19 protein-coding genes are annotated in these 23,075 nt (G+C 58.2%); 9 read left to right on the top strand and 10 right to left on the bottom strand.

Going from position 1 to position 23,075, the window contains the following annotated elements; genetic code table 11:
- Nucleotides 1–34: 34 nt before the first annotated feature.
- Both AC0GUR_RS16930 and AC0GUR_RS16925 read right to left on the bottom strand, forming a co-directional pair.
- Nucleotides 35–559, bottom strand: coding sequence for an energy transducer TonB (locus tag AC0GUR_RS16930; protein ID WP_472878675.1), 525 nt, complete (start codon nucleotides 557–559; stop codon nucleotides 35–37).
- A gap of 63 nt (nucleotides 560–622) precedes the next feature.
- Nucleotides 623–1,906: an acetyl-CoA C-acetyltransferase gene (locus tag AC0GUR_RS16925; RefSeq protein WP_472878674.1), complete on the bottom strand. Its 1,284-nt coding sequence runs from the start codon at nucleotides 1,904–1,906 to the stop codon at nucleotides 623–625.
- A 117-nt stretch (nucleotides 1,907–2,023) separates the two neighbouring features.
- Here AC0GUR_RS16925 and AC0GUR_RS16920 point away from each other — a divergent pair, with 117 nt between their 5' ends.
- Both AC0GUR_RS16920 and AC0GUR_RS16915 read left to right on the top strand, forming a co-directional pair.
- Complete coding sequence (locus AC0GUR_RS16920; RefSeq protein ID WP_472878673.1) at nucleotides 2,024–3,151, top strand: hypothetical protein; 1,128 nt, start codon at nucleotides 2,024–2,026, stop codon at nucleotides 3,149–3,151.
- A gap of 64 nt (nucleotides 3,152–3,215) precedes the next feature.
- On the top strand, nucleotides 3,216–5,729 hold the full coding sequence (locus AC0GUR_RS16915; protein ID WP_472878672.1) for a sensor domain-containing protein: 2,514 nt from the start codon (nucleotides 3,216–3,218) through the stop codon (nucleotides 5,727–5,729).
- Nucleotides 5,730–5,842: 113 nt separating this feature from the next.
- Here AC0GUR_RS16915 and AC0GUR_RS16910 read toward each other — a convergent pair whose 3' ends face one another.
- From AC0GUR_RS16910 to AC0GUR_RS16885, 6 genes are all read right to left on the bottom strand, one after another.
- Nucleotides 5,843–6,304 (bottom strand): GNAT family N-acetyltransferase, encoded by a 462-nt coding sequence (locus AC0GUR_RS16910; RefSeq protein ID WP_472878671.1) that lies wholly within the window; start codon nucleotides 6,302–6,304, stop codon nucleotides 5,843–5,845.
- Nucleotides 6,305–6,314: 10 nt separating this feature from the next.
- Nucleotides 6,315–7,712: a nitrogen regulation protein NR(I) gene (gene ntrC, locus AC0GUR_RS16905; RefSeq protein ID WP_472878670.1), complete on the bottom strand. Its 1,398-nt coding sequence runs from the start codon at nucleotides 7,710–7,712 to the stop codon at nucleotides 6,315–6,317.
- Entirely contained in the window at nucleotides 7,705–8,718 is a 1,014-nt protein-coding gene (locus AC0GUR_RS16900; RefSeq protein WP_472878669.1) for a two-component system sensor histidine kinase NtrB, read from the bottom strand. Before AC0GUR_RS16900 ends, ntrC begins: the two co-directional genes overlap by 8 nt.
- 418 nt (nucleotides 8,719–9,136) lie before the next feature.
- Nucleotides 9,137–9,574, bottom strand: a complete 438-nt coding sequence (locus AC0GUR_RS16895; RefSeq protein WP_472878668.1) for a very short patch repair endonuclease — start codon at nucleotides 9,572–9,574, stop codon at nucleotides 9,137–9,139.
- 50 nt (nucleotides 9,575–9,624) lie between these two features.
- Complete coding sequence (locus tag AC0GUR_RS16890; protein WP_472878667.1) at nucleotides 9,625–11,736, bottom strand: ATP-binding protein; 2,112 nt, start codon at nucleotides 11,734–11,736, stop codon at nucleotides 9,625–9,627.
- Between the two features lie 177 nt (nucleotides 11,737–11,913).
- A complete protein-coding gene (locus AC0GUR_RS16885) occupies nucleotides 11,914–12,948 on the bottom strand; it encodes a hypothetical protein (protein WP_472878666.1) in 1,035 nt (344 codons plus the stop codon).
- A gap of 362 nt (nucleotides 12,949–13,310) precedes the next feature.
- Here AC0GUR_RS16885 and AC0GUR_RS16880 point away from each other — a divergent pair, with 362 nt between their 5' ends.
- The 7 genes from AC0GUR_RS16880 (at nucleotide 13,311) to AC0GUR_RS16850 (ending at nucleotide 20,498) form a co-directional block, all read left to right on the top strand.
- On the top strand, nucleotides 13,311–14,420 hold the full coding sequence (locus AC0GUR_RS16880; protein WP_472878665.1) for a DNA cytosine methyltransferase: 1,110 nt from the start codon (nucleotides 13,311–13,313) through the stop codon (nucleotides 14,418–14,420).
- A 90-nt stretch (nucleotides 14,421–14,510) separates the two neighbouring features.
- Nucleotides 14,511–14,804, top strand: coding sequence for a helix-turn-helix domain-containing protein (locus tag AC0GUR_RS16875; protein ID WP_472878664.1), 294 nt, complete (start codon nucleotides 14,511–14,513; stop codon nucleotides 14,802–14,804).
- A 91-nt stretch (nucleotides 14,805–14,895) separates the two neighbouring features.
- Nucleotides 14,896–16,479, top strand: coding sequence for a recombinase family protein (locus AC0GUR_RS16870; RefSeq protein WP_472878663.1), 1,584 nt, complete (start codon nucleotides 14,896–14,898; stop codon nucleotides 16,477–16,479).
- A 13-nt stretch (nucleotides 16,480–16,492) separates the two neighbouring features.
- Entirely contained in the window at nucleotides 16,493–17,377 is an 885-nt protein-coding gene (locus tag AC0GUR_RS16865) for a plasmid partitioning protein RepB C-terminal domain-containing protein (protein WP_472878662.1), read from the top strand.
- On the top strand, nucleotides 17,374–18,285 hold the full coding sequence (locus AC0GUR_RS16860; RefSeq protein ID WP_472878661.1) for a plasmid partitioning protein RepB C-terminal domain-containing protein: 912 nt from the start codon (nucleotides 17,374–17,376) through the stop codon (nucleotides 18,283–18,285). Before AC0GUR_RS16865 ends, AC0GUR_RS16860 begins: the two co-directional genes overlap by 4 nt.
- A 174-nt stretch (nucleotides 18,286–18,459) precedes the next feature.
- Nucleotides 18,460–18,687 (top strand): hypothetical protein, encoded by a 228-nt coding sequence (locus AC0GUR_RS16855; protein WP_472878660.1) that lies wholly within the window; start codon nucleotides 18,460–18,462, stop codon nucleotides 18,685–18,687.
- A 146-nt stretch (nucleotides 18,688–18,833) separates the two neighbouring features.
- Complete coding sequence (locus AC0GUR_RS16850; protein ID WP_472878659.1) at nucleotides 18,834–20,498, top strand: DUF262 domain-containing protein; 1,665 nt, start codon at nucleotides 18,834–18,836, stop codon at nucleotides 20,496–20,498.
- A 153-nt stretch (nucleotides 20,499–20,651) separates the two neighbouring features.
- On the opposite strand, the gene AC0GUR_RS16845 is transcribed toward AC0GUR_RS16850, so the two are convergent.
- Nucleotides 20,652–21,911 (bottom strand): TniQ family protein, encoded by a 1,260-nt coding sequence (locus AC0GUR_RS16845; protein ID WP_472878710.1) that lies wholly within the window; start codon nucleotides 21,909–21,911, stop codon nucleotides 20,652–20,654.
- 101 nt (nucleotides 21,912–22,012) lie between these two features.
- The gene (locus AC0GUR_RS16840; RefSeq protein ID WP_472878658.1) at nucleotides 22,013–23,071 is read right to left on the bottom strand and encodes an AAA family ATPase; all 1,059 of its coding nucleotides are present in this window, start codon (nucleotides 23,069–23,071) and stop codon (nucleotides 22,013–22,015) included.
- Nucleotides 23,072–23,075: the final 4 nt, after the last annotated feature.

The raw sequence follows: 23,075 nt of genomic DNA, 5'->3' as shown, positions 1-23,075 counted from the left end.
AGGGCTTGTCGGATTCCGCAAGCCCTTCTTCTGATTAAGGGATGCGAGGATCGATGCCGTTCGCGCTGGGTTTCGCCGTTTCGTCGTAGCGCATCACCAGTGAGCCAACCGTCCCATCCGGATGACCGGGCGGCACGGCGAAACGCCAGCGCGTGACGGTGTTGACAGCGCGCTCATCAAGACGCACATCCCCGCTGGATTGGGCCACGGCGGCATGCGCCACCTGGCCACCACCATCGACAGTCAATCGCAGCACGACGCGCCCATACAGCGGCTCGACCCGGCCAAACCATGGCGCAGGAGTCGATGGCATATCAATGGGTGTCAGGCTGGGTAGCTCCTGAGGCGTGGGGTCAGCGCGAGGAGCAGGTGCCGTGCGCGCCGTCGCCAGTGAGGGGGCAGGCTCGTGTGACCGCTGCGGCGAAGGGCGTACGCGCCGACGTAACACGGTGCGCACTGTGTCCGCATGGGTGCCGGTGGCCGCCGGCGGGCCGCGCCAGTCGCCGGTGAGCGAACTCAACCAAGCGGTGCCTGCAATGCCGATGGCCAACGCAAGCACGCTCAATCCCACCGTCGTTCGCAATCGCAACATATGCAGGAAAACGACGGCGGGCGCAGGCGATCAACGTTCGAGAATGGCGGTGACGCCCATGCCGCCGGCCGTGCAAATGGAAATCAGGCCACGGCCCGAACCCTTTTGTTCCAGCATCTTGGCCAGGGTGGCGATGATGCGCGCACCGGTAGCCGCAAACGGGTGGCCCGCCGCGAGGCTCGAGCCATGCACGTTGAGCTTGGCCGGGTCGATGGAGCCCAGCGGCTGGTCGAGGCCCAGGCGCTGTTTGCAGTATTCCGCGCTTTCCCAGGCCCGCAAGGTACATAGAACCTGGGCGGCAAACGCCTCATGGATCTCGTAGAAATCGAAATCCTGCAGGGTGAGCCCATGACGTGCCAGCATGCGCGGCACGGCCACGGTCGGCGCCATCAGCAGGCCTTCGCCATGCACGAAATCCACGCCGGCCACTTCGGCATCACGGAACCAGGCTTGTACTTTCAGGCCGCGCTTGGCTGCCCACTCTTCCGTGCCCAGCAGCACGGCTGCCGCGCCATCGGAAAGGCCTGTTGAGTTGCCTGCGGTGAGCGTGCCGTGGCCGGAACTCTTGTCGAAGGCCGGCTTGAGCGACCCCAGCTTTTCCATGGTGGAGTCGGGGCGCAGGAAACCGTCGCGCTTCAGGCCGCGGAACGGCACCACCAGATCGTCGAAGAAACCGGCCTCATAGGCAGCGGCCAGCTTGTGATGGCTGTCCAGCGCCAGCTGATCCTGCGCCTGCCGTGCGATGTGCCATTCCTTGGCCATCTTCTCGCAGTGGTCGCCCATGGACATGCCGGTGCGCGGCTCGGCCACACCCGGGAACGCAGGTTTGAACTCTTTGAAGGAGAAACCAAGGCTGGCGGCGCGCAACTTGTCCTGCCAGCCCTTGGCGCGGTTGACCGCCAGCAGCCGCTTACGCAGGCGCTCGCCCAGCACAATCGGCACATCACTGGTGGTGTCCGAGCCACCGGCAATGCCAGCCTCGATCTGCCCGGTGGCGATCTTGTTGGCGATGATGATGGCGTTATCCAGCGACGTACCGCAGGCGCGGGCCGTGGTGATGGCCGGGGTGGTGGGCGCCAAGCCCGAGGACAGCACGGCCTCGCGGGCCAGGTTCCACTCGGACGAGTGCTTGATCACCGCGCCCATGGCCACTTCGCCCAGCTCCTGGCCATGCAGGCCATAGCGCTCGACCAACGACCCAAGCACCTTCACCGACATGCCGAAATTGCCGACATCGGCGTAGGCGGTGTTATTGCGGCAGAACGGGATACGTACGCCGCCGATCACACCGACGCGCTTGAGCGTGTTTTCCATGGCCAAAACAGTCCGAAAAAACCGAGTTGACAAGGCTAACCCGCGCCGCCACGCCACGGAAGCCCAAAAACCCCCCAATGTTAGAATCCAGTTCTTCACTGTTCGGGTTTGTCATCTGTGGAAGCACAAACGCTAGTCGCCCTGCCCGTGGTTCTCGCACTGGAACTGTCCCCAGGCGACACCCCATCGCGTCGCACGCTGAGCCGCGACGAAGCGGCCGAATTGGCCGTCTTGATCGCTGCCGACCTGCACACCCTGGTGCCGCAGGTGGACGAAGCCCGCCTGGCGCTCGCCGGCGCGCTGTTCGACGCGGTGGAACTACTGCGCCCTGGCTTCCCCGTGTGGGGCACGCTGGACGAACTGGCTCGGCGCGTCCCGCGTGGTCAGATCGAGAACGTGGTGGCCTTTGGCACCCATGAAGGCCATATGCCGGCCCAGCCGTTGGAGCCTGAGGCCACCTTCGGCGACGGCCCGATGCGTCTGCTGCCGATGTCCCTGCTGGCGCCCGAAACACTGGCTGAAAGCCTCTCCGAAAAGCTGGAAGTGGAACTGGTGGGCCGCGGCGAAGCCGGCGCCCGCACCGCCGACTGGCTGATGCGCACCCTGGGCGTGCACCTGGAGCATGCCCGCTATCTGAGCCGCAACGACCTGCTGGCGCTGACCTGCGTGCAGTACGAGCACGTGAACCTGGCCCCGTTGTGGACCTTGCTGGAAGCGGCGCTGCTCACCCCTTATCGCGACGAAACCACCCTGAGCGCCCGCGGCCTCGCGCTGCGCTATCACGAGGGCAAGGTGGAAGCGCAGTCGCCTGCCGCCTGGTTGGGCGGCCACGCTGGCGACGCAAACCAACGCGCGCACGATTTCGCGGGCGTGGTGTTTGAAATGCGCCAGTACGCCGCCCTGCTCGATGCCCATCACCTGCCGCTGGTATTGGCCAATAGCGCGCCGACCACCGGCTATCTGTTGGAGACTTTGGCCTCGACGGATCACCGCTACGACGCACCTGCGCTGTACGCCCATGAAGCCCCCGGCCTCGGCGTGGTGGCGGTAACCTTGGCTCAGCGTGGCGAAGGTGGCCGCGCCCGCGTACTGGCGCATGGTTATCCCTTGCACCCGAAAGCGCTGGGACCGCTGGTGGCGTCGCTGGCCGAGCACTATGGCATCACGCCCGACCTGCATGCTCTAGGCCGCATCCTGCTGGATTCGGACGGCCAACTGGGCGCACCGGCCGAACCGCTGCACTAAACGGTAGCAACACGGGTTCGGCCAACACGCACCGCCCATCTGCACAGCGGCGCCCACTTGGCGCATGATGCGCCGATGGGCGCGGATGGTGCGCCAGCGGGCCGTAACCCAGATGCATCCATCCGACAACGAGTTCGTACCTGCCGGCGGCCAGGCGCAATGGCCCGCCCACGTGTTGCAGGGCGCACCCGCACTCATCACCTACATCGACGTCAACCGTCGCTTTCGCTTCGTCAACGGAACCCATCAGGCGTGGATCGGCGCCGACCCTCAGCGGATGGTGGGCCGCACGGTAGATGAGGTGATGGATGCGTGGAGCCTGCAGCAAGCGGGCGCGTGCCTGGACCAGGCGTTGGCCGGCGAACCGGCGGTCTACGAGGGCGACCTCTTCACCGGCACTGCGCGTTGCTACGTGCATGGCAACTTCCAGCCCGACTTCGATGAAGAGGGCCGCGTGCGCGGTGTGTTCACCGTGTTCATCGACATCACCGCACGACACGTGCTGGAAACTCAGCTTCGCGAAAGCGAACAGCGCTTCTACGGCGCATTCCAGCACGCACCGATCGGCATGGCGCTGGTGACCACCACAGGGCAGATGCTGCGGGTCAACGACGCGCTGTGCCAGATGCTGGGTTACACCGAACAGGAACTCCTGGCGCGCTCGCTGCCCGAGATGACCCATGTCGACGACTTGCCTGCTTCGCTTGAACTCTCCCGCGCACTCAGGGAAGGCAGCCACGAGACGTATCAGCTGGAGAAACGCTACATCCATCGCGATGGCCATCCGGTGCACGTGCTGCTCAGCGTGTCGGTCGTGCGTGGCACAGACGGCCAGCCGTATCACGCGGTGGCGCAGATCATGGATATCAGCCAGCGCAAGGCATACGAGGAAGCCCTGTTCCGCGAACGCGAGCTGGCCGAAGTGACCTTGCGCTCCATCGGTGATGCGGTGATCACCACCGACCTGCAGCATCGCGTGACCTCGCTCAACCCCATCGCCGAGGCGATGACCGGCTGGGGTCATGCCGAAGCGGTCGGCAAGCCAATGAACGAGGTGTTCAAGCTGATCGACAGCCGGACTCGCGCCCCACTGCACAACCCGCTGCTTGACGCCATCGCGCGCGATGCCATCGTGGAGCTGAAGGGTGACGCCGTGCTGCTCCATCGCAATGGTTTCGAAACGCCTATCGAAGATTCTGCCGCGTCCATTCACGACCACGCCGGCAGCGTGATCGGCGGCGTGCTGGTGTTCCATGATGTCAGCGAAACGCGTGCGCTGGCACTAAAGATGGCCCACCTCGCCCAGCACGACACACTTACCGGCCTGCCCAATCGCAGCCTGTTGCAGTCGCGCCTGGAGCAGGTGGTGAGCGCTGCGGCGCGCCGTCACGACCAGGCTGCCCTGCTGCACATCGATCTGGATCAGTTCAAGCAGATCAACGAATCGCTGGGCCACGCGGTCGGTGACGGGCTGCTGCGCGCCTTTGCCGAATACCTGCGTCTCAATCTGCGCAATGAAGACACCGTGAGCCGGGTGGGCGGTGATGAGTTCGTGGTGCTGCTATCGCGAGTGGATGGGCGCATCAGCGCCAGCCAGCTGTGCGAGAAGCTGATGCGCGTGTGGTCGATTTCCAGCGCCAGCCGCATCGGAGATTTCGTCGTCACGTTCAGCGTGGGCATCAGCATGTACCCGGATGACGCGCACGATGCCGAGTCCATGCTGCGCAACGCCGACATCGCCACGTACGAGGTGAAGATGCAGGGACGCAATGAGTACCGCTTCTTTACGCCATCGATGAGCGAGCGCTCCACGGCACGTCTGCGCATCGAGCAGGATCTGCGCAAGGCGCTGCGCCGGGGTGACCTGCACCTGCACTACCAACCCAAGGTCGACGCTCGCACCGGGCTCATCGTGGGTGCCGAAGCGCTGTTGCGCTGGCAGGTCGACGGACATGATGTGTACCAGCCCGACCAGTTCATTCCCGTCGCCGAGGAAAGCGGCCTGATCGTGCCCATCGGCGAGTGGGTGATCCGGGAGGCCTGTCGACAGGCGGGTGAGTGGTATCGCGCGGGGCGGGCCATCGTGGTAGCAGTGAATGTGGCAGCGCCGCAGTTCCAGCATCCGAATTTCCACGCCGTACTGGAATCTGCACTGCAGGAGGCCCAGTTGCCGCCTTCACTGATCGAGCTGGAACTTACCGAACGCATGGTGATGTCCGCTGGCGACCAGAGCCGTGCACTGATGCAGCACATCAAGGCGCTTGGCGTCAGCCTGGCGCTGGACGACTTCGGTACGGGCTATTGCAGCTTGTCGTACCTGAAGTACTTCCCCATTGATGCGTTGAAGATCGACCGCACTTTCGTGCGCGACATCGCCACCGATGCCGACAACGCCGCCATCACCGACGCGATCATCGCGATGGCGCACGGATTGGACATGACCGTGGTGGCCGAGGGTGTGGAAACGCAGGCGCAGGCCGAGCACCTGCGTCGCGCCGGATGCTCGCTACTGCAAGGCTTTCTGTACGGCACGGCGCAGCCGCCGGAGGAATTCAGCCGGCGATTGTTGCCGGCGTGAGCGATAGCCGCTTTCTGTAGGAGCGCACTGGTGCGCGACAAACCGACAGCGCGTGCGCTCCTTGACGCCCCGGTCGCGCACAAGTGCGCTCCTACAACGAGCACGGCGGACCTTCACGCCTCAGCAGCAAACTCCGTCTCGTACATGAAATAGTGGCAACGCTCCATGCCCAGCCCGGCATAGGTGCGTTGGGCGCGTTCGTTCTCCGTCTCCACATACAGGCGCAGGCCCACGGCGCCAGCATCCTTCGCGCGCTGCTGCACATCTTCGTAAAGACGGCGAAATACACCTTCGCGCCGCATGGCCTCCACCACGTACACGCTCTGGATCCACCAGAAATCACCAGCGCGCCAATCACTCCATTCGTAGGTCACCAGCAGGCAACCGCAGGGCGTACCGTCACGTTCGGCAACGAGATAGAAGCCGCGCCGAGGTTCGTCGAAGACGGCGGCTACGCCACGTTCGATGGTCGCTGAATCAAGCTCCTTTCGTTCCGTTTCCCAGGCCATGGCGCTGTTCCATTGCGCGATATTGGCCATGTCGGCGCGGGTGGCGATGCGGACGGTGATCGTCATGATGCGTTGCTCAGGGTTTGGAAGGTCGACGCGTGCGCGACGCGCCAAGCTTGCGGGTCAGAGTATTGCGGCCTACGCCAAGTGCCGCCGCTGCATGCTGGCGGTGGCCTTCGTGCGCTTCGAGCGATACCTGCAGCAAGGTCTGGTCCAGCGCATTGCGAGCGCGCGTATGAATGTCGAGCTCGCCATCCGCCAACGCCTGCGTAGCCCACTCGCGCAGCGCCTCGGTCCAGCCCCCGGCGCTGCTGCTGGCAGTGAATGCGCCGAGATCGGCCGGCAAGATTTCCACACCTGGTGCGATCACTGCCAGGCGTCGACAGAGGTTTTCCAGTTCGCGCACATTGCCCGAAAATTCGCGCTGCGCGATGGCCTTCAACGCGGCCTTGGAAAAGCGCTTGGGAGGTACCTTCAACTCCTGCGCGGCAGCGGCGAGGAAATGCTGCGCCAGCAACGGTATGTCGGTGCGGCGCTGCCGCAGCGGCGGCAGGTCGATGCGCACGACGTCGAGACGATGCTTGAGGTCGGCACGGAATTGTCCGGCGGCGACGCGTGTATCCAGATCCTGATGGGTGGCCGCGATGATGCGCACGTCGCCGCGAATGAGCTGGCGCCCACCCACGCGATAAAACTCGCCACCCGCCAGCACGCGCAGCAATCGCGTTTGCAAGGCGAGCGGCATGTCGCCGATTTCATCGAGAAACAGCGTGCCGCCTTCCGCCTGCTCAAAGCGCCCTGCATGACGGCGCGTGGCACCGGTGAAGGCACCCGCTTCGTGGCCGAACAGCTCACTTTCCAGCAATTCGCTGGGAATGGCGGCGGTGTTGAGCGCCACAAACGGCTTGTCGCGGCGGCTGCTTTCCTCGTGCAGCGCACGCGCCACCAGCTCCTTGCCGGTGCCGGTTTCGCCAGTGATCAGCACATTGAGATCACTGGCTGCGACGCGACCGATCAGGCGAAACACTTCGCGCATTGCCGGGCTCTCGCCCAACAGCGCATGCGTGGGTGCAGGCTGCGGTGTCGGTGCCGCAGCAGCCGACGGCACATCGGCAAGTGCCCGCTGCACGGCGGCCACGGCCTGGTCGAGATCAAACGGCTTGGCCAGGTAGTCCACTGCACCTGCTCGATAGGCAGCCGCCGTGGTGGCGACGTCGGTAAACGCACTCATCACGATCACCGGCCCAATGCCCTGCGCTTTCAATGCCGCCACCAGCGCCAGCCCGCCTTCGCCGGGCATGCGCACATCGGTGAGCAGCAGCGCGGGAGATGCTTTACCCAGAGCTGCGCGCACTTCCTCGGCATCGCTGAACTCGCGCACGTCGAGGCCGGCATCGCGCAGTGCTTCCGCCAGTACGAAACGCACGCCGCGGTCGTCGTCGGCGATCCAGATCGCAGAGTCTTGCTCAGTCATGGGCGTGCCCCATTGGCAGATAGAGGGAGAACACGGTTTCGCCCGGTCGGCTCGCGTGGCGCAGTTCACCGCCATGCTCGCGCGCGATCTCGCGCGCCAACGCCAACCCCAACCCACTGCCGTCGGCGCGACCCGATACCAACGGTTCAAACAAGGTGTCGCGCAGATGGGCAGGCACACCGGGGCCGTCGTCCATTACGTCAACGCGCAAGGCCATGCGTGCCATGCCATCACCCAGCCGCACGCCGGGTTCTGCCCTGGTGCGAAAAGTCAGTGTGCGCGCACCGGCTTCGATGGCATTGCGTGCGAGATTGAGCAACAGTTGGAGTAAACGATCTGCATCGCCAAACACGTCGGGAAGACTGGGGTCGTAGTCGTGGCGCAACGATGGCGGCGTTGCTTCCGCCAGCAGCAGGTCGCCCAGTCGTTCCAGGCGCTCGTGGATATTCACCGGGCCGAGCTTTGGCGCCGCGCCGTCCTGACGCAACAGACGATTGGCCAAGGTGGTGAGTCGATCCGCTTCGGCGATCACCAGCCCCGCCAACGCACGCAACTGCTCATTTTCCACGCGCCGGTGCAGCAGCTGCGCCGCACCGCGCAGACCAGCCAGCGGGTTCTTCACTTCGTGGGCAAAGCCACGCAGGGTCGCCGAGAGCGGCGTCTCCGCTGCAACAGCGGGTGCCAATGCGTGCACTTCCACCAGCAGCTCACCGCTGGGCAGGCCTTGCATCGACACGTCCATATGCGCGGTCTCGCCACGGGCGGACGGTATCTCCACGCCGCGCAACTGCAGCGGCGATGGTTCCCGCAATGCACGTTCCGCCAAGGCCATCCACGCCGGCTGGTGCAGCAATACCGCCAGCGATTGACCCACTGCGCTGCGCGGCCCGATATCCAGCAACTCCGCCAAGGCCGGATTGACCCACAACAGACGCAGCTGCGCATCCGCCAGCGCCACACCGGTCGCCAGAGGCTCAGCCCACGCACGGCCTGCCGTTTCGCTCATTGCACCATCATGGACAATGCGCCGCCGTGGTGCAATTGATTTTCTGGTCGATCCCGTAGAACGGGTACGTGGTTGTTCCCAAGGGCATACCTTGTGCTGGGTGCACAAACTTTGGCGTTTGACCCTTGGACAAACTATGCCGTTCGCTTGTTGCCTGAAATACATGAAAATCTGTTAATTGCCGTCATCCTGCGTGGATTTGGGGCCAAAAACGGGCCACCAGCCCCTTGCTGTGCCAAGAAATCCGCGCCCTAGGGAATCTATGCGACTGAGCGGTCGGCCCACGCTCAGGACTTCGTCGGCGACCTGGCTGTCGGAGGATCGCGTATTCTGAGCATGTGAAGTCAATGAGCCGGCTGTCGCCTGCCAGCTGGCAGCCGCAAAGTGCCTAGGCAAGTGATGTCGTCGACCGTATGGGTTAGCCGTTGGAAATGAATTCCCGTAGGCGGCAAGCTACGCGCTCAGACTCTCGAAGCTCACACTCCCAGATCACAATCACGTCCCATCCAAGCTCGTGAAGTGCTTTGATGTTTCTTTGATCACGAGATTGATTACTTTTTATCTTGGCCCGCCAAGTGTCTCTATTGTTGTTTGGCAGGCCAGCCCTTTCGCACCCCTCATGGCCATGCCAAAAACAACCATGGACCAAAATGACCTTGCGATGTCGCGGGAGCACGACATCGGGCGAGCCGGGCAAGTCTCTCCGATGCAGGCGAAATCGGTAGCCCATGGAATGCAACAAGCACCGTACTAGCATTTCGGGTGCTGTATTGTACCGACGCACCGCTCGCATCCGGTGGCGAGTGGCGGACTCCACATTTGCGTAGTGGTCGTCTTTTTTGGGCCTATTGGACATGATCAGCGATCTATGCCTCGAATGATTCGCCCGATAGCTTGGAAAACCGTTTAAGGGTTGGGTATCGGTGATCCGGGAACTGGCTTCAATCTGTTCACCAAATCTCGAAGTAGCGGTTCCTTGGCGCTCATCTGCGTGAGGAAATCTTGCACAGCCTGGCCGCCCAATTCGCAAACCTGTTGTACACGAGCGTCGTCACCGACCGGATCGGTTCCAACCAGGAGCGCCGTTAGAAGATCCATGTGGCCCCGCCTAGACCGAAGTAACACAGCGTCCCAGGTCTCAAACTCGATCGCTAGTGAACGGTGACTCGAGAGATATGAGGCGTGGCCTCCAGACACCAGCAAACCCGATACTTTTGCGCTCTGGAAGCGCGAAGCCAAGTACATTACATAAGCGTTTAATTGCTGGTATTCCTCAAGCTCCGCGACATCGCCCGGCCCCTTGAGTTCGACCACCAGTATTTCCCGGTCTTCTGCCGTACCAAAGAACACGAAGTCAGGTAGCGTCCGATCGGCCGGTATCGGAGGAAATGGATTCCGTTTCTCTATCAGTGCGGCCTCATCCTTGACGATGTTGGCCAGTGATTTGCGATAGACAAACCGCTCATATTTTGTGTGCAGGATCCAAGGGAAGTTCTCAATGAGCTGCTGCAGCTGCGTTTCTTGTCCTTTAAGGATGTGCCCATGAAGCTGGGTCAACGCAAAAACGCGGAGGGAGAATGCCACAGCCAGCGACAAGCTCTCTGGCACCAGTTCGTCGTTCAACCTATTCACGGACGTCACAAACGCCGAGGGTTCAAAGGTTGTCACTTGAGACCACAGTTGTTTGATTAGCTTTCGGGCAGGCTCATGAACCCATGCCTTCGCGGCCGCTTCTACAAGACGAATTTTCGCATCTTGATCTTTACCAAGGCGAGGCGTGACATCCGTGATGAGTTCGACCAGGTGGTTTTTCTCCGAGTCTCTTAGCTTGATATCTGATGATTGATTCAGGAATCCGTCAACCAACGCTGTGTCCTCAGCCTTAGCAACTTCCTTTCTTCGCTGTTCGTAGGCGTTGATCCACGAAACGACTGATTGGGCTCCCCAACTGTGCAGCGACTCCAGATCGGGGTCTTCCCAATTGACGCTCGTACGATCAGTAGAGATCGTGTCCTGATGCAGCTCGTCAATCCAATCTGCTTCGACCACGGCGTACATATACCGAGAGAATATCTCGCGCCCTTTCACTCCAAAGAAGAACGGCCGGTCCTGAGCGATTTTCCCATGCGCATAGACACCAACACCGGCCTCCTCTTGAGACCAACTCGCAGACTTCACGAATCCAACCCAGAATTTGACCGACCTATTGCCAACCGATGTATTCAGTACGTGCTCTGTAACGCCCTTTGATGGAATGCGCAGCTCCCACTCTGGGAAAACATCTGTTTCGGCAAGAGCGGCGCCGTTGACATGTACCTTGAAATCGGGCCTGGCCAGTGTGACCGTAAACCTTCTACCCAGGGATTCGCGCAGCCGGATCGTTGATATTGGCTTTCTGATAGTAAGTGCAGTGGCATGAATAAGCGTCCCCGAACCTGATTCCGCAATCGCGGTGCGGAACTTATTCAGTGCTTCCTGCATTTCAGACTCAGCGTTGGCGGAGAGTTCTTCAATGGGAACTTCGTCGGCGAGAACTTGCGGCGCATATATCGCCGTGGCTGAAGCATCTTGAGTTTCGGCCGCCAGCATCGCCGAATAGTCAAATCGCAACCACATTGCAACGCCGCCCTGAACCGTCACCACATGGACAATGCGCGCGATCCCAAATGGGGCGAGCTTGCCAATCCCCTTTCTACCCATGGGATATCGGTCATTGGGATTCTTGGCCGCCATCGATGGCCTGGGCTTTGGCTGACCTACCACGAGATAGCTGGTAACCAGGTCATTTTTGCTCATCCCACGACCATCATCGAACACGTTGATGGCCGTGGGCACACCTTGATCGGACGTGCCGAGATCTACAAATACGTTAGTAGCCATCGCATCCCAAGAGTTGGACACGAGCTCCGCCAACACGTTCGTTGGCTTGTTCTGGTATAGCTTTAGACCCAAATGTTCAATGACGTTGTGCGCAAACCTGAGAGTCAATTGTTGTGCGCTGGAAGCTGGTTGATTCACGTAATCCCTCCCCCGTTTCGTGTCGGCAACGTCGATTCAATTATCGACTCACCACCTCTTCCCGAGTGTGTTTGAACGATATCCCCAAGCGAGCCGGCTCGTCACGTCAATGATCTGATAGGACCGCGCTGAGCCGAGTCCCGGTGGAAACACTAACGCTCTAATCAGCAGCACCAATCAGTCGTCGCTTCCATTACCAGGTCGATCAAACAAGCTACGGATCTGCTCGATGTGAACATCGAGTCGCTTGCCTAGCGCAGAACTCTTCTCGACGTGCTTCACATAGTAAAGGAGGGAGGCCAAAGCAGTCCGCTGCTTCATCGGGTCCCATAGGCGCACTATTCGAAGCAAGTCGGCTTTCGACATGGCATTAAGCCCTCCCTCGGCCAGCCGCTCTTGCGCCTCGGAGGTGAACCTAAGCGCTGCGACTATGCCGATAGCCCCTCGCTGATCCGTCGCATTCTCAAACGCAGCCAACTGCGGAAGGTCCTCGGTTCCGACGACGAATTGCTTGACCTCAGCAGACACAGCCAGTCTCTCGCCTTCCCATGCATCGATGTCCCCGATGCGCTGAAGACGCTTGCTCCCAGTCCTAACTTTATCGATCTCTACTTGCAGGTGAGGGTTATCGGCACGAATGAAACCGAACACAAATCCCTGATAGGCGGCGCCGGTCAGCTCTCCCTTGTGCTGCTTCTCGAAATCAAATTCCTGAAGAAGGATCCTAAATAGCGGCGGCTCGCGCACAACCGAACCCGGAACGAACGCCTGATTTGGCAATTCAGCCAGCACGAAATCAACAACCTCGGCTCGCAGACGGCTGGCATCTTCAGCAGACAGGCCACACAGTGCATCTATCCAAGCAACGTAATCTGGCCATGCTTGCGTGGCATGTGGCGCGCAACTCGGATAGTCGAACCGCTTCTGGTCACTCCGAAAGAAAGTCTCCACCCGGTCATAGAACCATCTCAAGCTAAGAGACTGCCCCTCGCCAACATTCAAAATCAGAGTATTTGCAGGACGCCCTCCTTTTATGGAGGTTTGTCGCTCGTACTTCGCCAGCAACTGCTCATACGTATTAACGGCCGAGTCGTCGAACACAGCCAATGCCCCGAGGAAGTCGATCAAAGCGACTAACAGGCCGGCCGAAAACTTGCGACCTTTGAACTGCTTGTGTAGCTCGCCGAGGAGCCCGTGCGATGTAGTACTCATCCTGATCCTGACGTCAATTTATTGACGTCATCCATGTGAATTGTTAGGCTGCCACCGCCGAGACTATATGGTCGCCTTCTTATGCCTCAAGCAAAATCTGAACTGGAGAGGGAGCCGGAGTTTCGCGAGTGGCTTGCACATAAGCACAGCTTCACGTCTCGGGTCGTCAGCAATACCTGCTCTCGCCTGCGCCGCCTCTGCTCAACGGTGAACTTTGAAGCCGCAGGAGATGCAACAGACTTGGCGGCTCTGTTGATTCGAAGCAGAGCTTATGCCGCGATGACAATGAGCGTCCGCTCACAGCTAAAACGAGCTGGCGAGCTCTACCTTGAATTTTCGAAAGAACAAAAGCAGCGAAAGAAATGACAAGCTTTGTTGAGCTGTTTAGTGGTGCGGGTGGGCTTTCGCTGGGCCTGTCGCAGGCAGGCTGGAGGCCACTGCTAGCCATAGATAACTGGAAAGACGCAGTTGAAACCTACAGCACCAACTTCCCAGATCATCCGGTTGTTCTTCAGGACATCAAGAACGTAACCGAGCGCTCACTGCGAGACGTCCTATCTAATTCGCCAGATTGGGTGGTTGGCGGCCCTCCGTGCCAAGGGTTTAGTACCGTTGGCAAGCGCGAGCGTGACGATCCCCGTAATCGGCTCGTGCGGGATTTCGCGCGGATCGTCAGCATTCTTCGCCCTAGGGGCTTTCTGGTCGAGAATGTCGTCGGCCTGAGGGACATGGACTTTGTTTCTGAGGTCTCCAAACTATTTTCCAAGCTTGGCTATACCGTTACGTCACTTGTGGTTAGGTCTGCGGACTACGGGGTGCCTCAGCTACGCCATCGAATCTTTTTCGTTGGCAACATCGAAGGCCTGGAATTCACGAGGCCCGAACCGACCAACGCAAACAGCTTCACATCCGTTTGGGATGCCATTGGGGATCTGCCCTCGCTTCTTCCGGGCGAAGGCGCTGACGTGTACACAAGTGCTCCTCGCACCAAGTTCCAGCGCGAGATGAGAAGAGGATCAAAGATACTTCAGGGGCACGTTGCCAGTGCTCATCCAGCACATCTCGTCAAGGCGATTTCCTTCATCCCGGATGGTGGAAATAGGCAGCATATTCCAGACAGATATCAGCCAAGCAGCGGATTTCACAACAGCTACTCCCGGCTGCACAGCGCGTCGCCTGCTGTTGCGGTGACGCAGAACATGGGCAAGCCGAGCGGAACTCGATGTATCCATCCGTTCCAGAACAGAGGACTTACTGCGCGTGAAGGCGCGAGACTTCAGGGCTTTCCCGATACCTTTCACTTCAGGGCCGGGATAACGAGCCAGAGACTGCAGATCGCGAATGCGGTTAGTCCCATACTTGCGAGAGTTATGGGTACAGCACTTATTTCCGACTCGTCTTGGGTCGAATGTACCTCTCGCCATCTGCACACGAGTACTCAGGAAACCCTCGCACTAGCCAGCACTGGTTAGTGCGTAGCCCTAAGCACCGGACTGATATACAAACTAAGGGCAACCTCGCCATCAAAGGCTAATAGCTCCGTGGAAAATCGGATCAGGGTCATGCGTGAAGCTCGAGGGATATCACTTGAGGCTCTTGCCTCCGAGGCAGGCACCACAAATCAGCAAGTTAGCCTCCTGGAAACCGGAAAGCGCCGCCTAACGGTCGATTGGCTCCTGCGACTGGCAGAACCGCTGAAATGCCATCCTTGGGAACTAGTAGCGTCCAATCTCCCACGCCCGCCTTTGGCCGAGGAAATTCTCCTGATTGAGCGGTATCAGGCTCTTTCTCGTGGCCAGCAAAGTGCCCTTTTGCGGCTGATGGACGCCATCGTTGAGCCGACTGCGGGTCCCTAGTTAAGCCCCGATAGCCAAAGTCGCAAATGTTGGATTTTCTTGACAAACTCCAATATTTTGCCTAATTATCCCAAGCCTCAGGGCCGTGGGGATGGGTGCGGCAGTGGGCTGGAAGGCGGAAGCGCCGTCGGACGGTGGTCTTGGGCTGCCTATCAGGGCCGCCCAGTACGTGCGCATGTCCACCGACCACCAGCGCTACTCCACTGAGAATCAACAGGCCGCCATTGCGAAGTACGCCTCCCAGCACGGGATGGACATCGTTCGTACGTATGCGGACGAGGGCAAGAGCGGTCTACGTCTTGAAGGCAGAGACGCCCTTAAGCGGCTGATCCACGATGTCCAGTCTGGATCCCCGGATTTCGGGGCTGTTCTTGTTTACGACATCAGCCGGTGGGGCCGGTTTCAGGACGCGGACGAAAGCGCCTACTACGAATACTTGTGCCGACGCTCAGGAATAAAGGTCTTCTACTGCACGGAACCCTTCGAGAACGATGGCAGCCCCATGGCGACCATCATGAAGAGCGTCAAGCGCGCCATGGCCGGGGAGTACAGCCGGGAGCTTTCCAACAAGGTATTTCAAGGCCAATGCCGTCTCATTGAGCTCGGCTTCCGGCAGGGCGGCGCGCCTGGTTACGGCCTTCGCAGGATGCTTCTCGACGAACAGCGCCTGCCCAAAGGGCAACTTGGCCGCGGAGAGCAAAAGAGCCTCCAGACCGATCGGGTGGTACTTGTGCCGGGTCCTGACGAAGAGATCGCGGTCATCCGTGAGATCTACCACTCCTTCCTAAACGCGAAGAAGAACGAGCGGGCCATCGCCGATGAGCTGAACTCCTTGGGACTGACAAGCGACCAGGGCCGCCCATGGACCCGCGGCACGATCCACCAGATCCTGACCAACGAGAAATACATCGGCAACAACGTCTATAACCGCACCTCCTTCAAGCTGAAGCAGAAGCGGGTGCGGAACGCCGAAGACATGTGGATTCGGCACAACGGTGCGTTCGACTCCATCATCGCGCCGGAACTGTTTGAGCGGGTTCAGACCATTGTCGCCGCGCGATCCGAGCATCTGGACAGCGACACGATGCTCGCGATGCTTCGAGGCCTCTACGAGAGAACAGGCACCCTATCAGGCCTGCTCATCGACGAGCAGGAAGGCATGCCCTCAAGTCACTCCTACGCCAGTCGCTTTGGCGGACTCGTTCGGGCGTACTCGTTGATTGGCTTTCGTGCCCAACGGGATTACCGATACATCGAGATCAATCGATCCCTGCGGCAAATGCTTCCGGACGTCGTCGACAGCATTGTGACCGACCTCAAGGAGGTTTGCGGTAGCGTCGCCGCCGATCCCACCCAATCGAACGTCATGTGGATCAATGACGAATTCACTCTGTCAGTGGTCCTCACGCGCTGCCTTCAGCTTCCTAGCGGGACCTTCCGTTGGCGAATCCGCTTCGATACCAGCCTCGCCCCGGACATCACCTTGGTCGCCCGCCTTGCGGCTGATCAGCGCACCATCCTCGACTATTACTTCTTTCCCCGCATTGATCTGCCAATTCACCCGCTGCGTCTGTCGGAAGACAACAACGCGGTCACTTTGGATGCCTATCGCTTCGATTCCCTTGAGCCGTTGATCGCTCTGACAAGGAGATCAGCCTTCGCCAGAGCCGCTTGAATGGAGGACTGGTATGCGAACCATTGAGCTTGTACCTGTATCTCAAATCCATGTGCTCAACCCAAGAGCCCGCAATCAGCGTCAGTACCGGGCTATTGTAGAGAACATAGAGAAGATCGGTCTCAAACGTCCGATTACAGTCACCAGGCGTGCAAACGGCGATGGAAAGGAAGCGTTCGACCTGGTCTGTGGACAGGGTCGCCTTGAGGCATACCAAATCATTGGAATGGACCGCATCCCCTGCATCGTGATCACCGCCGATGAAGAGGATTGCATGATCATGAGCCTCGTCGAGAATATCGCACGACGCCAACATCAGGCCGTGGAACTCATGCGGGAAATCGAGAGCCTGCATCAGCGCGGCTACAACGACACCGAGGTTGCCGACAAGCTCGGCGTAACCGCTTCCTGGGTCAATATGATCCTCGGCTTGCTGGAACGAGGCGAAGAACGACTCCTCGCTGCCGTGGAGAAAGGTATTGTCCCCGTGAGTCTCGCGGTGACCATTGCTAGAAGCGATGATGCCGGGATACAGGAAGCACTAGCCGACGCCTATACGCACGGTGTCGTCAAAGGTAAGAAACTCGCCTTGCTGCGAAAGCTCTTGGATCAGCGCTCATTACGTGGGAAGAACGAGCGCCATTCATCCGGAGTCAACCGCAAGGGAAGCAGAAAGCTGACCGCAGAGAATCTCCGGCGGATCTTTGAGCGGGAGGTGGGCAAACAGCAGCTCCTGGCGCGAACAGCGGATTTCACTCAGAAGCGTCTTTTCTTCGTCGTGCAGGCTCTCAAACATCTTCGCCAAGAGGCCTCCTTCGTGGCCATTCTCCGAAAGGAGGGGCTCGATAGCATCCCAAGTCCACTGGAGCGCAGAATGGCAAAGGGAGGCACGCCATGACGAACAAAATGCCGCCGCCAGGCTTTGAGAACCAGACGCGTGTTATCCCGCTCAACGCGATCGTCCCTCTCAAGCCGCTACGAGCTGCCCTCAAACAGAGTCACAAGTACACCCAGATCGCTGCGTCCATCCACGAGATAGGCATGGTCGAGTGCCCTGTTGTGGTGCCAAACCCACAAAAAGAAGACACGTACTACCTGCTCGATGGGCTTCTTCGCATCGAAATAGCTAGGGAGCTTGGTTGGACGGAGGTGGAGTGCCTAGTCGCGACCGACGATGAAGCCTATACCTATAACAAACGCATAAGTCGCCTCTCCGCTGTCCAGGAACACAAGATGGTCGTACGCGCCATTGAGAAAGGAGCTCACGAAGACCGGCTTGCACGTGCGCTACGGTTGGACGTTTCAACCGTACGGCGCCGCTTTCGAATGCTGGACGGCATATGTGACGAAGTAGCCGAGCTTCTCGCTGATGGCCCGTGCCCGAAGAACGTGTTCGAAGTACTGAAGCGAATGAAGCCGATGCGCCAGATCGAGGCCACCGAACTCATGATCGGGCAGAAGAACTATTCATCCAGCTTCATCAAGACCATTCTGGCTGCCACACCAGATGATCAACTTGTAATCAAACGAGCAAAAGACCGGCCTCAGGACATCTCGCGCGAGCAGATCGCTCGCCTCGAACGCGAACTATCGGCGGCACAGAAACGGACCAAGTACATAGAGGAAAGCTATGGCGAGGACGTCCTGGAGCTGACCATCGCCAAAGCCTACCTATCCAAGTGGCTTAAGAGACCAAGCATTATGCGATGGCTGGAAGAGAACCAACCCGAATATCTGGCTGAATTTCAGGAAGTAGCCGAAATGACGTCGCTGACCTCCTCCGCCAACCCTCCGCCTGCTAACTAGGCTCGCCGTTCAACATTAGGCTGGGAAGTTCAGGTGGGAGCACAACTGGAAAAACACCTGCCAATCGCACAGCGGCGTCACACCAACTGCACACCAACGCCAGCCTGCGCTGGTCTATAAAGAGCTTGGGTCGGACAGTTCGTCAACCTGTCGCTGCAGGCTGGGCCACCTATCATGCTGATTGACGATCCGGTCGCGCACATCGACGATTTGAAGGCACTAGCCTTCCTTGACTATCTGACGGACATCGCCGAAAAAGGAACCCGTCAAATCTTCTTTGCGACTGCGGATGAGCGACTGGCGAATCTGTTCGAGAAGAAGATGGGTTTTCTGGGTGCAGAACTCGCAGTGATCAATCTAACGCCTGGCATTCGTGAGCTGGTGGACGAGCGATTAAATTAGGCGGCGGTCGACCTCTAAGTAAGTCGAAATTTGGATAGTCCGGCTGCGATCAGCTCCTTCATCGGTAGCTGAAAGCGGTCGCCGGACTCTTGATCACGGCATAAGCCTGAGGGCGGCGTCGTTCTAATTAAAAATTGGGGGCACGAATGCGTTTAGACCCGAAGCACTACACGTTGGGGCAGCTTCTCCAGGGAAGATTGTTTCGAATTCCCGACTATCAGCGACCATATGCATGGGGCAAGAAGCAGCGAGATGAGCTCTTCTTCGACATCAACCAGGTCTATGAGACGAAACAAGATCATTTCATGGCAACTGTTGTCGCTCTGGCCAAAGATAAACGTGTCATCGTGGCGGATGAATACGTTTCAGTCGATTTGGTTGATGGTCAACAGCGCCTTACTACATTGATCATCTTGCTAAAAGCAATTGAGCTATCCCTGAATGACTCGGATAAATCACAGTTCCGAATTAAAGAGGAAATAAAGGATCTGCTTATAAAGACGGACGATTACTCGTTGCTTTTGCTGCAGACAAATCACGATAGTAGCAATGTCTTCGCGGACTATCTTCGTGACGGCAGCTGCGCTCCACATCCAGGTGCGACTGAGGCCGAAAAGAATCTCGTTGACGCATGCATGGAATGCCAAAAATTTGTGGCGAGTTGGCGTGAGGATAGGGGCCTCATCGAATTAGTAGCCATTCTTAAGAATCGCCTCTCCATGATCTATCATGAGTTGGTTGATGAGGCTTCTGTGTATCGTGTGTTTGAGGTCCTCAATAGCCGAGGATTGGACGTCAAATGGGTTGATAAGCTTAAAAGTCAGCTGATGGGACTGCTCTTCGCGCATGCAGAGAAAGGTGCGCTGAATGACGCTCTTAACGAGATGCGTGAAATTTGGCGACGCATTTATGGGGTTGTGGGGTTGCGAAGCGCTCTCGCTGATGAAGCTATGAGGTTTGCAGGCACACTTCATCTTGATAAGGCGCCGGGAAAAGTTCTATCTCAAGGTGATGCTTCTGCTGAGATGGCGCGCGCAGCGGGCACGGAAGTGTCATCCATCATAAAGGTCGCGCGTTATCTAGAGACCGTTGTTAAAACAATAGATCAGCTCGACAAAGATCACAGAATCAAGGCTGTCATGAGTGTCATGCAGGCCCGCTTCGTGGCGGTTTGCCTGACAATGCGCGGCTTTTCAAAGGAAGACCTCCTTAAAGCGATGGGTGTTTGGGAAAAGGTCACATTTCTGACCTACGTACTCAACGGTCTCGATAAGCGGCGCAAGGTTGGTGACTACACCAAATTGGGTTTCGACATTATCAAGAAAGATCTCGACGCAGACGTGATATGTCAGAGATTGCGTGCTATTCCTGATGCGGAAATGCGTGTTGATAAAGCGGTTGATAAAGCAGACTGGTCAGACTCATATAATGGGTGGGAAGAGCCGCTTCGTTACATTTTGTTTCGCTACGAAGAACATCTTTCTCGAAAGAGTGGTCAGAAGATAAATGCGGGCGAGTGGAACAAGATTTGGATGCACGAGCCGTCAAAGTCCATAGAGCACATTAAGCCTCAAAGTAGTGGCGTGGATTACGTTCACCACTTAGGGAACCTGACTATGCTTCCGCCTGGGGTGAACTCGTCTCTTAAGGACAAAGTTCCGGCTGAGAAGGTGGAAGCCTACGAGTCTTCGGGGATTCGATGCACGAGAGAGGTCGCTAAGACTATTCGTGAAAATAACTGGACGCTCCAGAAGGTTAAGGCTAGGTCCAGTGATATTTTGGATTTCGTCCGGCAAGAGTGGGCGCTATAGGCAAGGTTGTAGCTTTGTAAGGTCGTAGGATTTTCTTGAAGGCGGTAGCACGGTGGGTATACGCCCCCAGCTGCCGTTGCAATCCCAATTGCCGGAAGAATCGCATGCCCGAAAGATGCCGGTGCGCCGGCACCTTTCGGGCCGCTTCAACATTTATGCGCATGCACTCTTTGGAGCAGACTCCATCCACCGATCGTCATCCCTGACTGCTATAGCACCTTCGGTGTGGCTTGTCGTCTTTGCAAGAAGTCGGGAATAGAAAAGAGCGCCACAGGTGGCGTAGTAAGCATCTTCAAATCTGACGCGAGCTTGTTTCTCGACATCGCGAGGGAGACGCCACATCCTGTGATGATTCCAGCTGTTTGGATGTGAACCTCGAAGATGTACTCGTGCCGCTGCAAACGCGATCCCTCTTGTGTATCGAACGGAAGGCCCGGATTGCTTTGCGTAGGCGTCCAAATACGACTGGTAGGTCTCCGGGTCGAACTCTTTAAGCCGCGAGGCCGAAACACCACAATCCTTCACGAGAACGCGCATGGATGGGAGATACCACGCACCGCATGTCTTTAGTACCTTCCTTACCAACCAACGCGCTGCCCGTATGCGGTCATCCTTCTTTGCGAATGGGTCACACAACCAGTGAAATCCACTCCAGATCTCCAACAAGGGCGAACTCATCGCCTCATTGGGTCGCGTTAGAACATCGACAACAGATGTGGCGAGCAAAGCGCTCAGATTGATCAGACCAGTGAGTGACAGGCGGCTGTTGAGGGAATCACTACGTTGTAGCGCGAGACATCTTCTTATCCTTTGAAGCTCACGCCTGTTTCTTGCATACGACTCGAAACCATTGGCGATTTGGGAAAGAGTGTCACTGGGTACTTGTTCTCGGCCAGGCGTCGCACAAAAGGCAACAAGCTTGCATATCTCGTTGTCTACCCAATCGTAGAACTTCGGGTGATCCGTTACCGCCCCATCACTCGCTAAAGAAGCCCCGCATGATCGACAGCGATGTCGCAAATCTATGGGTGTATCCCGGCGTTGCGTGGCACCGCACGAGGAACACTCCTCGATCAAATCGCATCGATGAACCGGACATCGGCTGACATACGGTATGGACCAGATCAGTGGCTCCCAGCTCGCCGCCGGATCCCAATGCTTGTAGCAAAGGGGGCACCAACGGCGCGCCGCCCCCCGTTGGCGATACAACCCTTTGGTATTGAGAACCTCCTTGAGGATCCACAATGTTCCATATCGTAGGTCCGGGTTGCCCGTCAGGCGTTCCAGCGCTGAGATGTTCGCTTCTCTGCGTTCGCCGAAGAGGTAGTAACTTGGGCGTAATGCACTTCCGGAGTTTTCCGCCTCCAGGAGCGCGGATAGCTGACCAACGGACCATCCTGTGGTCCATGACATCCGCAAAGCATAGTAGTCGAGTGGCTCAACGAATTCGGTGCCCAACCCGCGCATGGGCAAGGGGGGAAGAGCGGTCCAAGCAAAGGCGCACTGTTCCATGATCAGGCCTCCTTTGCGGTTGGATCTTTGGGTGTAGAGGGCTTTTCAGCCTTCGTCTTTTTATCAAAATCCCAACTTTTGGATACAGCTACACGGATGTCCTTGGTATTTGCGGACTGCATGACCTCCTCGAAGAACGTGACATCGTCCCACATCTTCTTGAAGTCCCTTTCGCCGTAGTACGAGTTAGTGATGTCCGCTTTGGTGATGGCGTGACGTCCCGCCAGGTCGGCGCGGCTCTTGGCTTCAAACAGTATCTTTTTCAGAACGCCGAAGATTCCTCCCGACGCTGCCATCAGTTCGGGGGCCATCGCCAAAAGGAGTCTTGGCTTCGAGAATGTGTAGCCATCGCCGAGTGTGCGAAGCAGATGAAGAAATGGGTCGCGATCCTGCTTGCGATCGTGACTGTAGGGAGGCATCCATATCACTGTCGAACGAATTCGCACTTCCGGACGATCTATCCAAAGGTTGGCCGCGCTATGAACACCTGAAAGAAGAATATTCATCCGGTCCTCCTCAACAATGGACAACAAATTCAGGATGTGGTCTGCAGGGCTCTTGTCGCGATGATTCGTGCACATCGCATGTGCTTGATCAATTGCGGCCAGCCAAAGATCTCTCTCCTCCCCTAGTTTCCGGATCAGACCCCACAGCTTTGGCTCCGAACTGTTCGGCGAAGGTGCATTGCGAAGTTCAGCACAAGCCCTCCTCACCGCGGCCTCAACTTCCAAGTATGTTGGGTTGTGCAGATCATCGGCATCTCGCAACCACTTCACGTTCGGATTCATTAGTTGGTGCAGCCAGGAATCAACGAACGATTTCGAATTGAAGTAGGCGTTCTGGTCGAGGAGCGCGAACAACTCGATATATGGAATGCGTCCGGCGCCCCAGTTGGCGGGGTTTCCGCATATGGCTCTCACGAGCATTCGGCGTAGCGTGGTCTTGCCTACGCCCGACGGGCCGATAACGAAGATGAATCGCCCCAACTCCGGGTTACTAAGGGCGAGCATGAGCTCATCACGAGAGTCGGCAAAGTTCGAATGTGGATAGATCATGGTCATGATC

It is taken from the genome of Dyella sp. PARNA 12/25, from assembly GCF_055702865.1.
The sequence above is the reverse complement of the archived record's forward strand: the minus strand, read 5'-3'. Positions and strand labels throughout refer to the sequence as shown.

What these genes read in the sequence shown, in the direction of transcription:
- AC0GUR_RS16925 (WP_472878674.1), bottom strand. Translation starts at nt 1,906, where the DNA reads ATGGAAAACACGCTCAAGCGCGTCGGTGTGATCGGCGGCGTACGTATC.
- AC0GUR_RS16915 (WP_472878672.1), top strand. Translation starts at nt 3,216, where the DNA reads ATGATGCGCCGATGGGCGCGGATGGTGCGCCAGCGGGCCGTAACCCAG.
- AC0GUR_RS16910 (WP_472878671.1), bottom strand. Translation starts at nt 6,304, where the DNA reads ATGACGATCACCGTCCGCATCGCCACCCGCGCCGACATGGCCAATATC.
- ntrC (WP_472878670.1), bottom strand. Translation starts at nt 7,712, where the DNA reads ATGACTGAGCAAGACTCTGCGATCTGGATCGCCGACGACGACCGCGGC.
- AC0GUR_RS16900 (WP_472878669.1), bottom strand. Translation starts at nt 8,718, where the DNA reads ATGAGCGAAACGGCAGGCCGTGCGTGGGCTGAGCCTCTGGCGACCGGT.
- AC0GUR_RS16895 (WP_472878668.1), bottom strand. Translation starts at nt 9,574, where the DNA reads ATGTCCAATAGGCCCAAAAAAGACGACCACTACGCAAATGTGGAGTCC.
- AC0GUR_RS16885 (WP_472878666.1), bottom strand. Translation starts at nt 12,948, where the DNA reads ATGAGTACTACATCGCACGGGCTCCTCGGCGAGCTACACAAGCAGTTC.
- AC0GUR_RS16880 (WP_472878665.1), top strand. Translation starts at nt 13,311, where the DNA reads ATGACAAGCTTTGTTGAGCTGTTTAGTGGTGCGGGTGGGCTTTCGCTG.
- AC0GUR_RS16875 (WP_472878664.1), top strand. Translation starts at nt 14,511, where the DNA reads ATGCGTGAAGCTCGAGGGATATCACTTGAGGCTCTTGCCTCCGAGGCA.
- AC0GUR_RS16870 (WP_472878663.1), top strand. Translation starts at nt 14,896, where the DNA reads ATGGGTGCGGCAGTGGGCTGGAAGGCGGAAGCGCCGTCGGACGGTGGT.
- AC0GUR_RS16865 (WP_472878662.1), top strand. Translation starts at nt 16,493, where the DNA reads ATGCGAACCATTGAGCTTGTACCTGTATCTCAAATCCATGTGCTCAAC.
- AC0GUR_RS16860 (WP_472878661.1), top strand. Translation starts at nt 17,374, where the DNA reads ATGACGAACAAAATGCCGCCGCCAGGCTTTGAGAACCAGACGCGTGTT.
- AC0GUR_RS16855 (WP_472878660.1), top strand. Translation starts at nt 18,460, where the DNA reads ATGCTGATTGACGATCCGGTCGCGCACATCGACGATTTGAAGGCACTA.
- AC0GUR_RS16850 (WP_472878659.1), top strand. Translation starts at nt 18,834, where the DNA reads ATGCGTTTAGACCCGAAGCACTACACGTTGGGGCAGCTTCTCCAGGGA.
- AC0GUR_RS16845 (WP_472878710.1), bottom strand. Translation starts at nt 21,911, where the DNA reads ATGTCATGGACCACAGGATGGTCCGTTGGTCAGCTATCCGCGCTCCTG.
- AC0GUR_RS16840 (WP_472878658.1), bottom strand. Translation starts at nt 23,071, where the DNA reads ATGACCATGATCTATCCACATTCGAACTTTGCCGACTCTCGTGATGAG.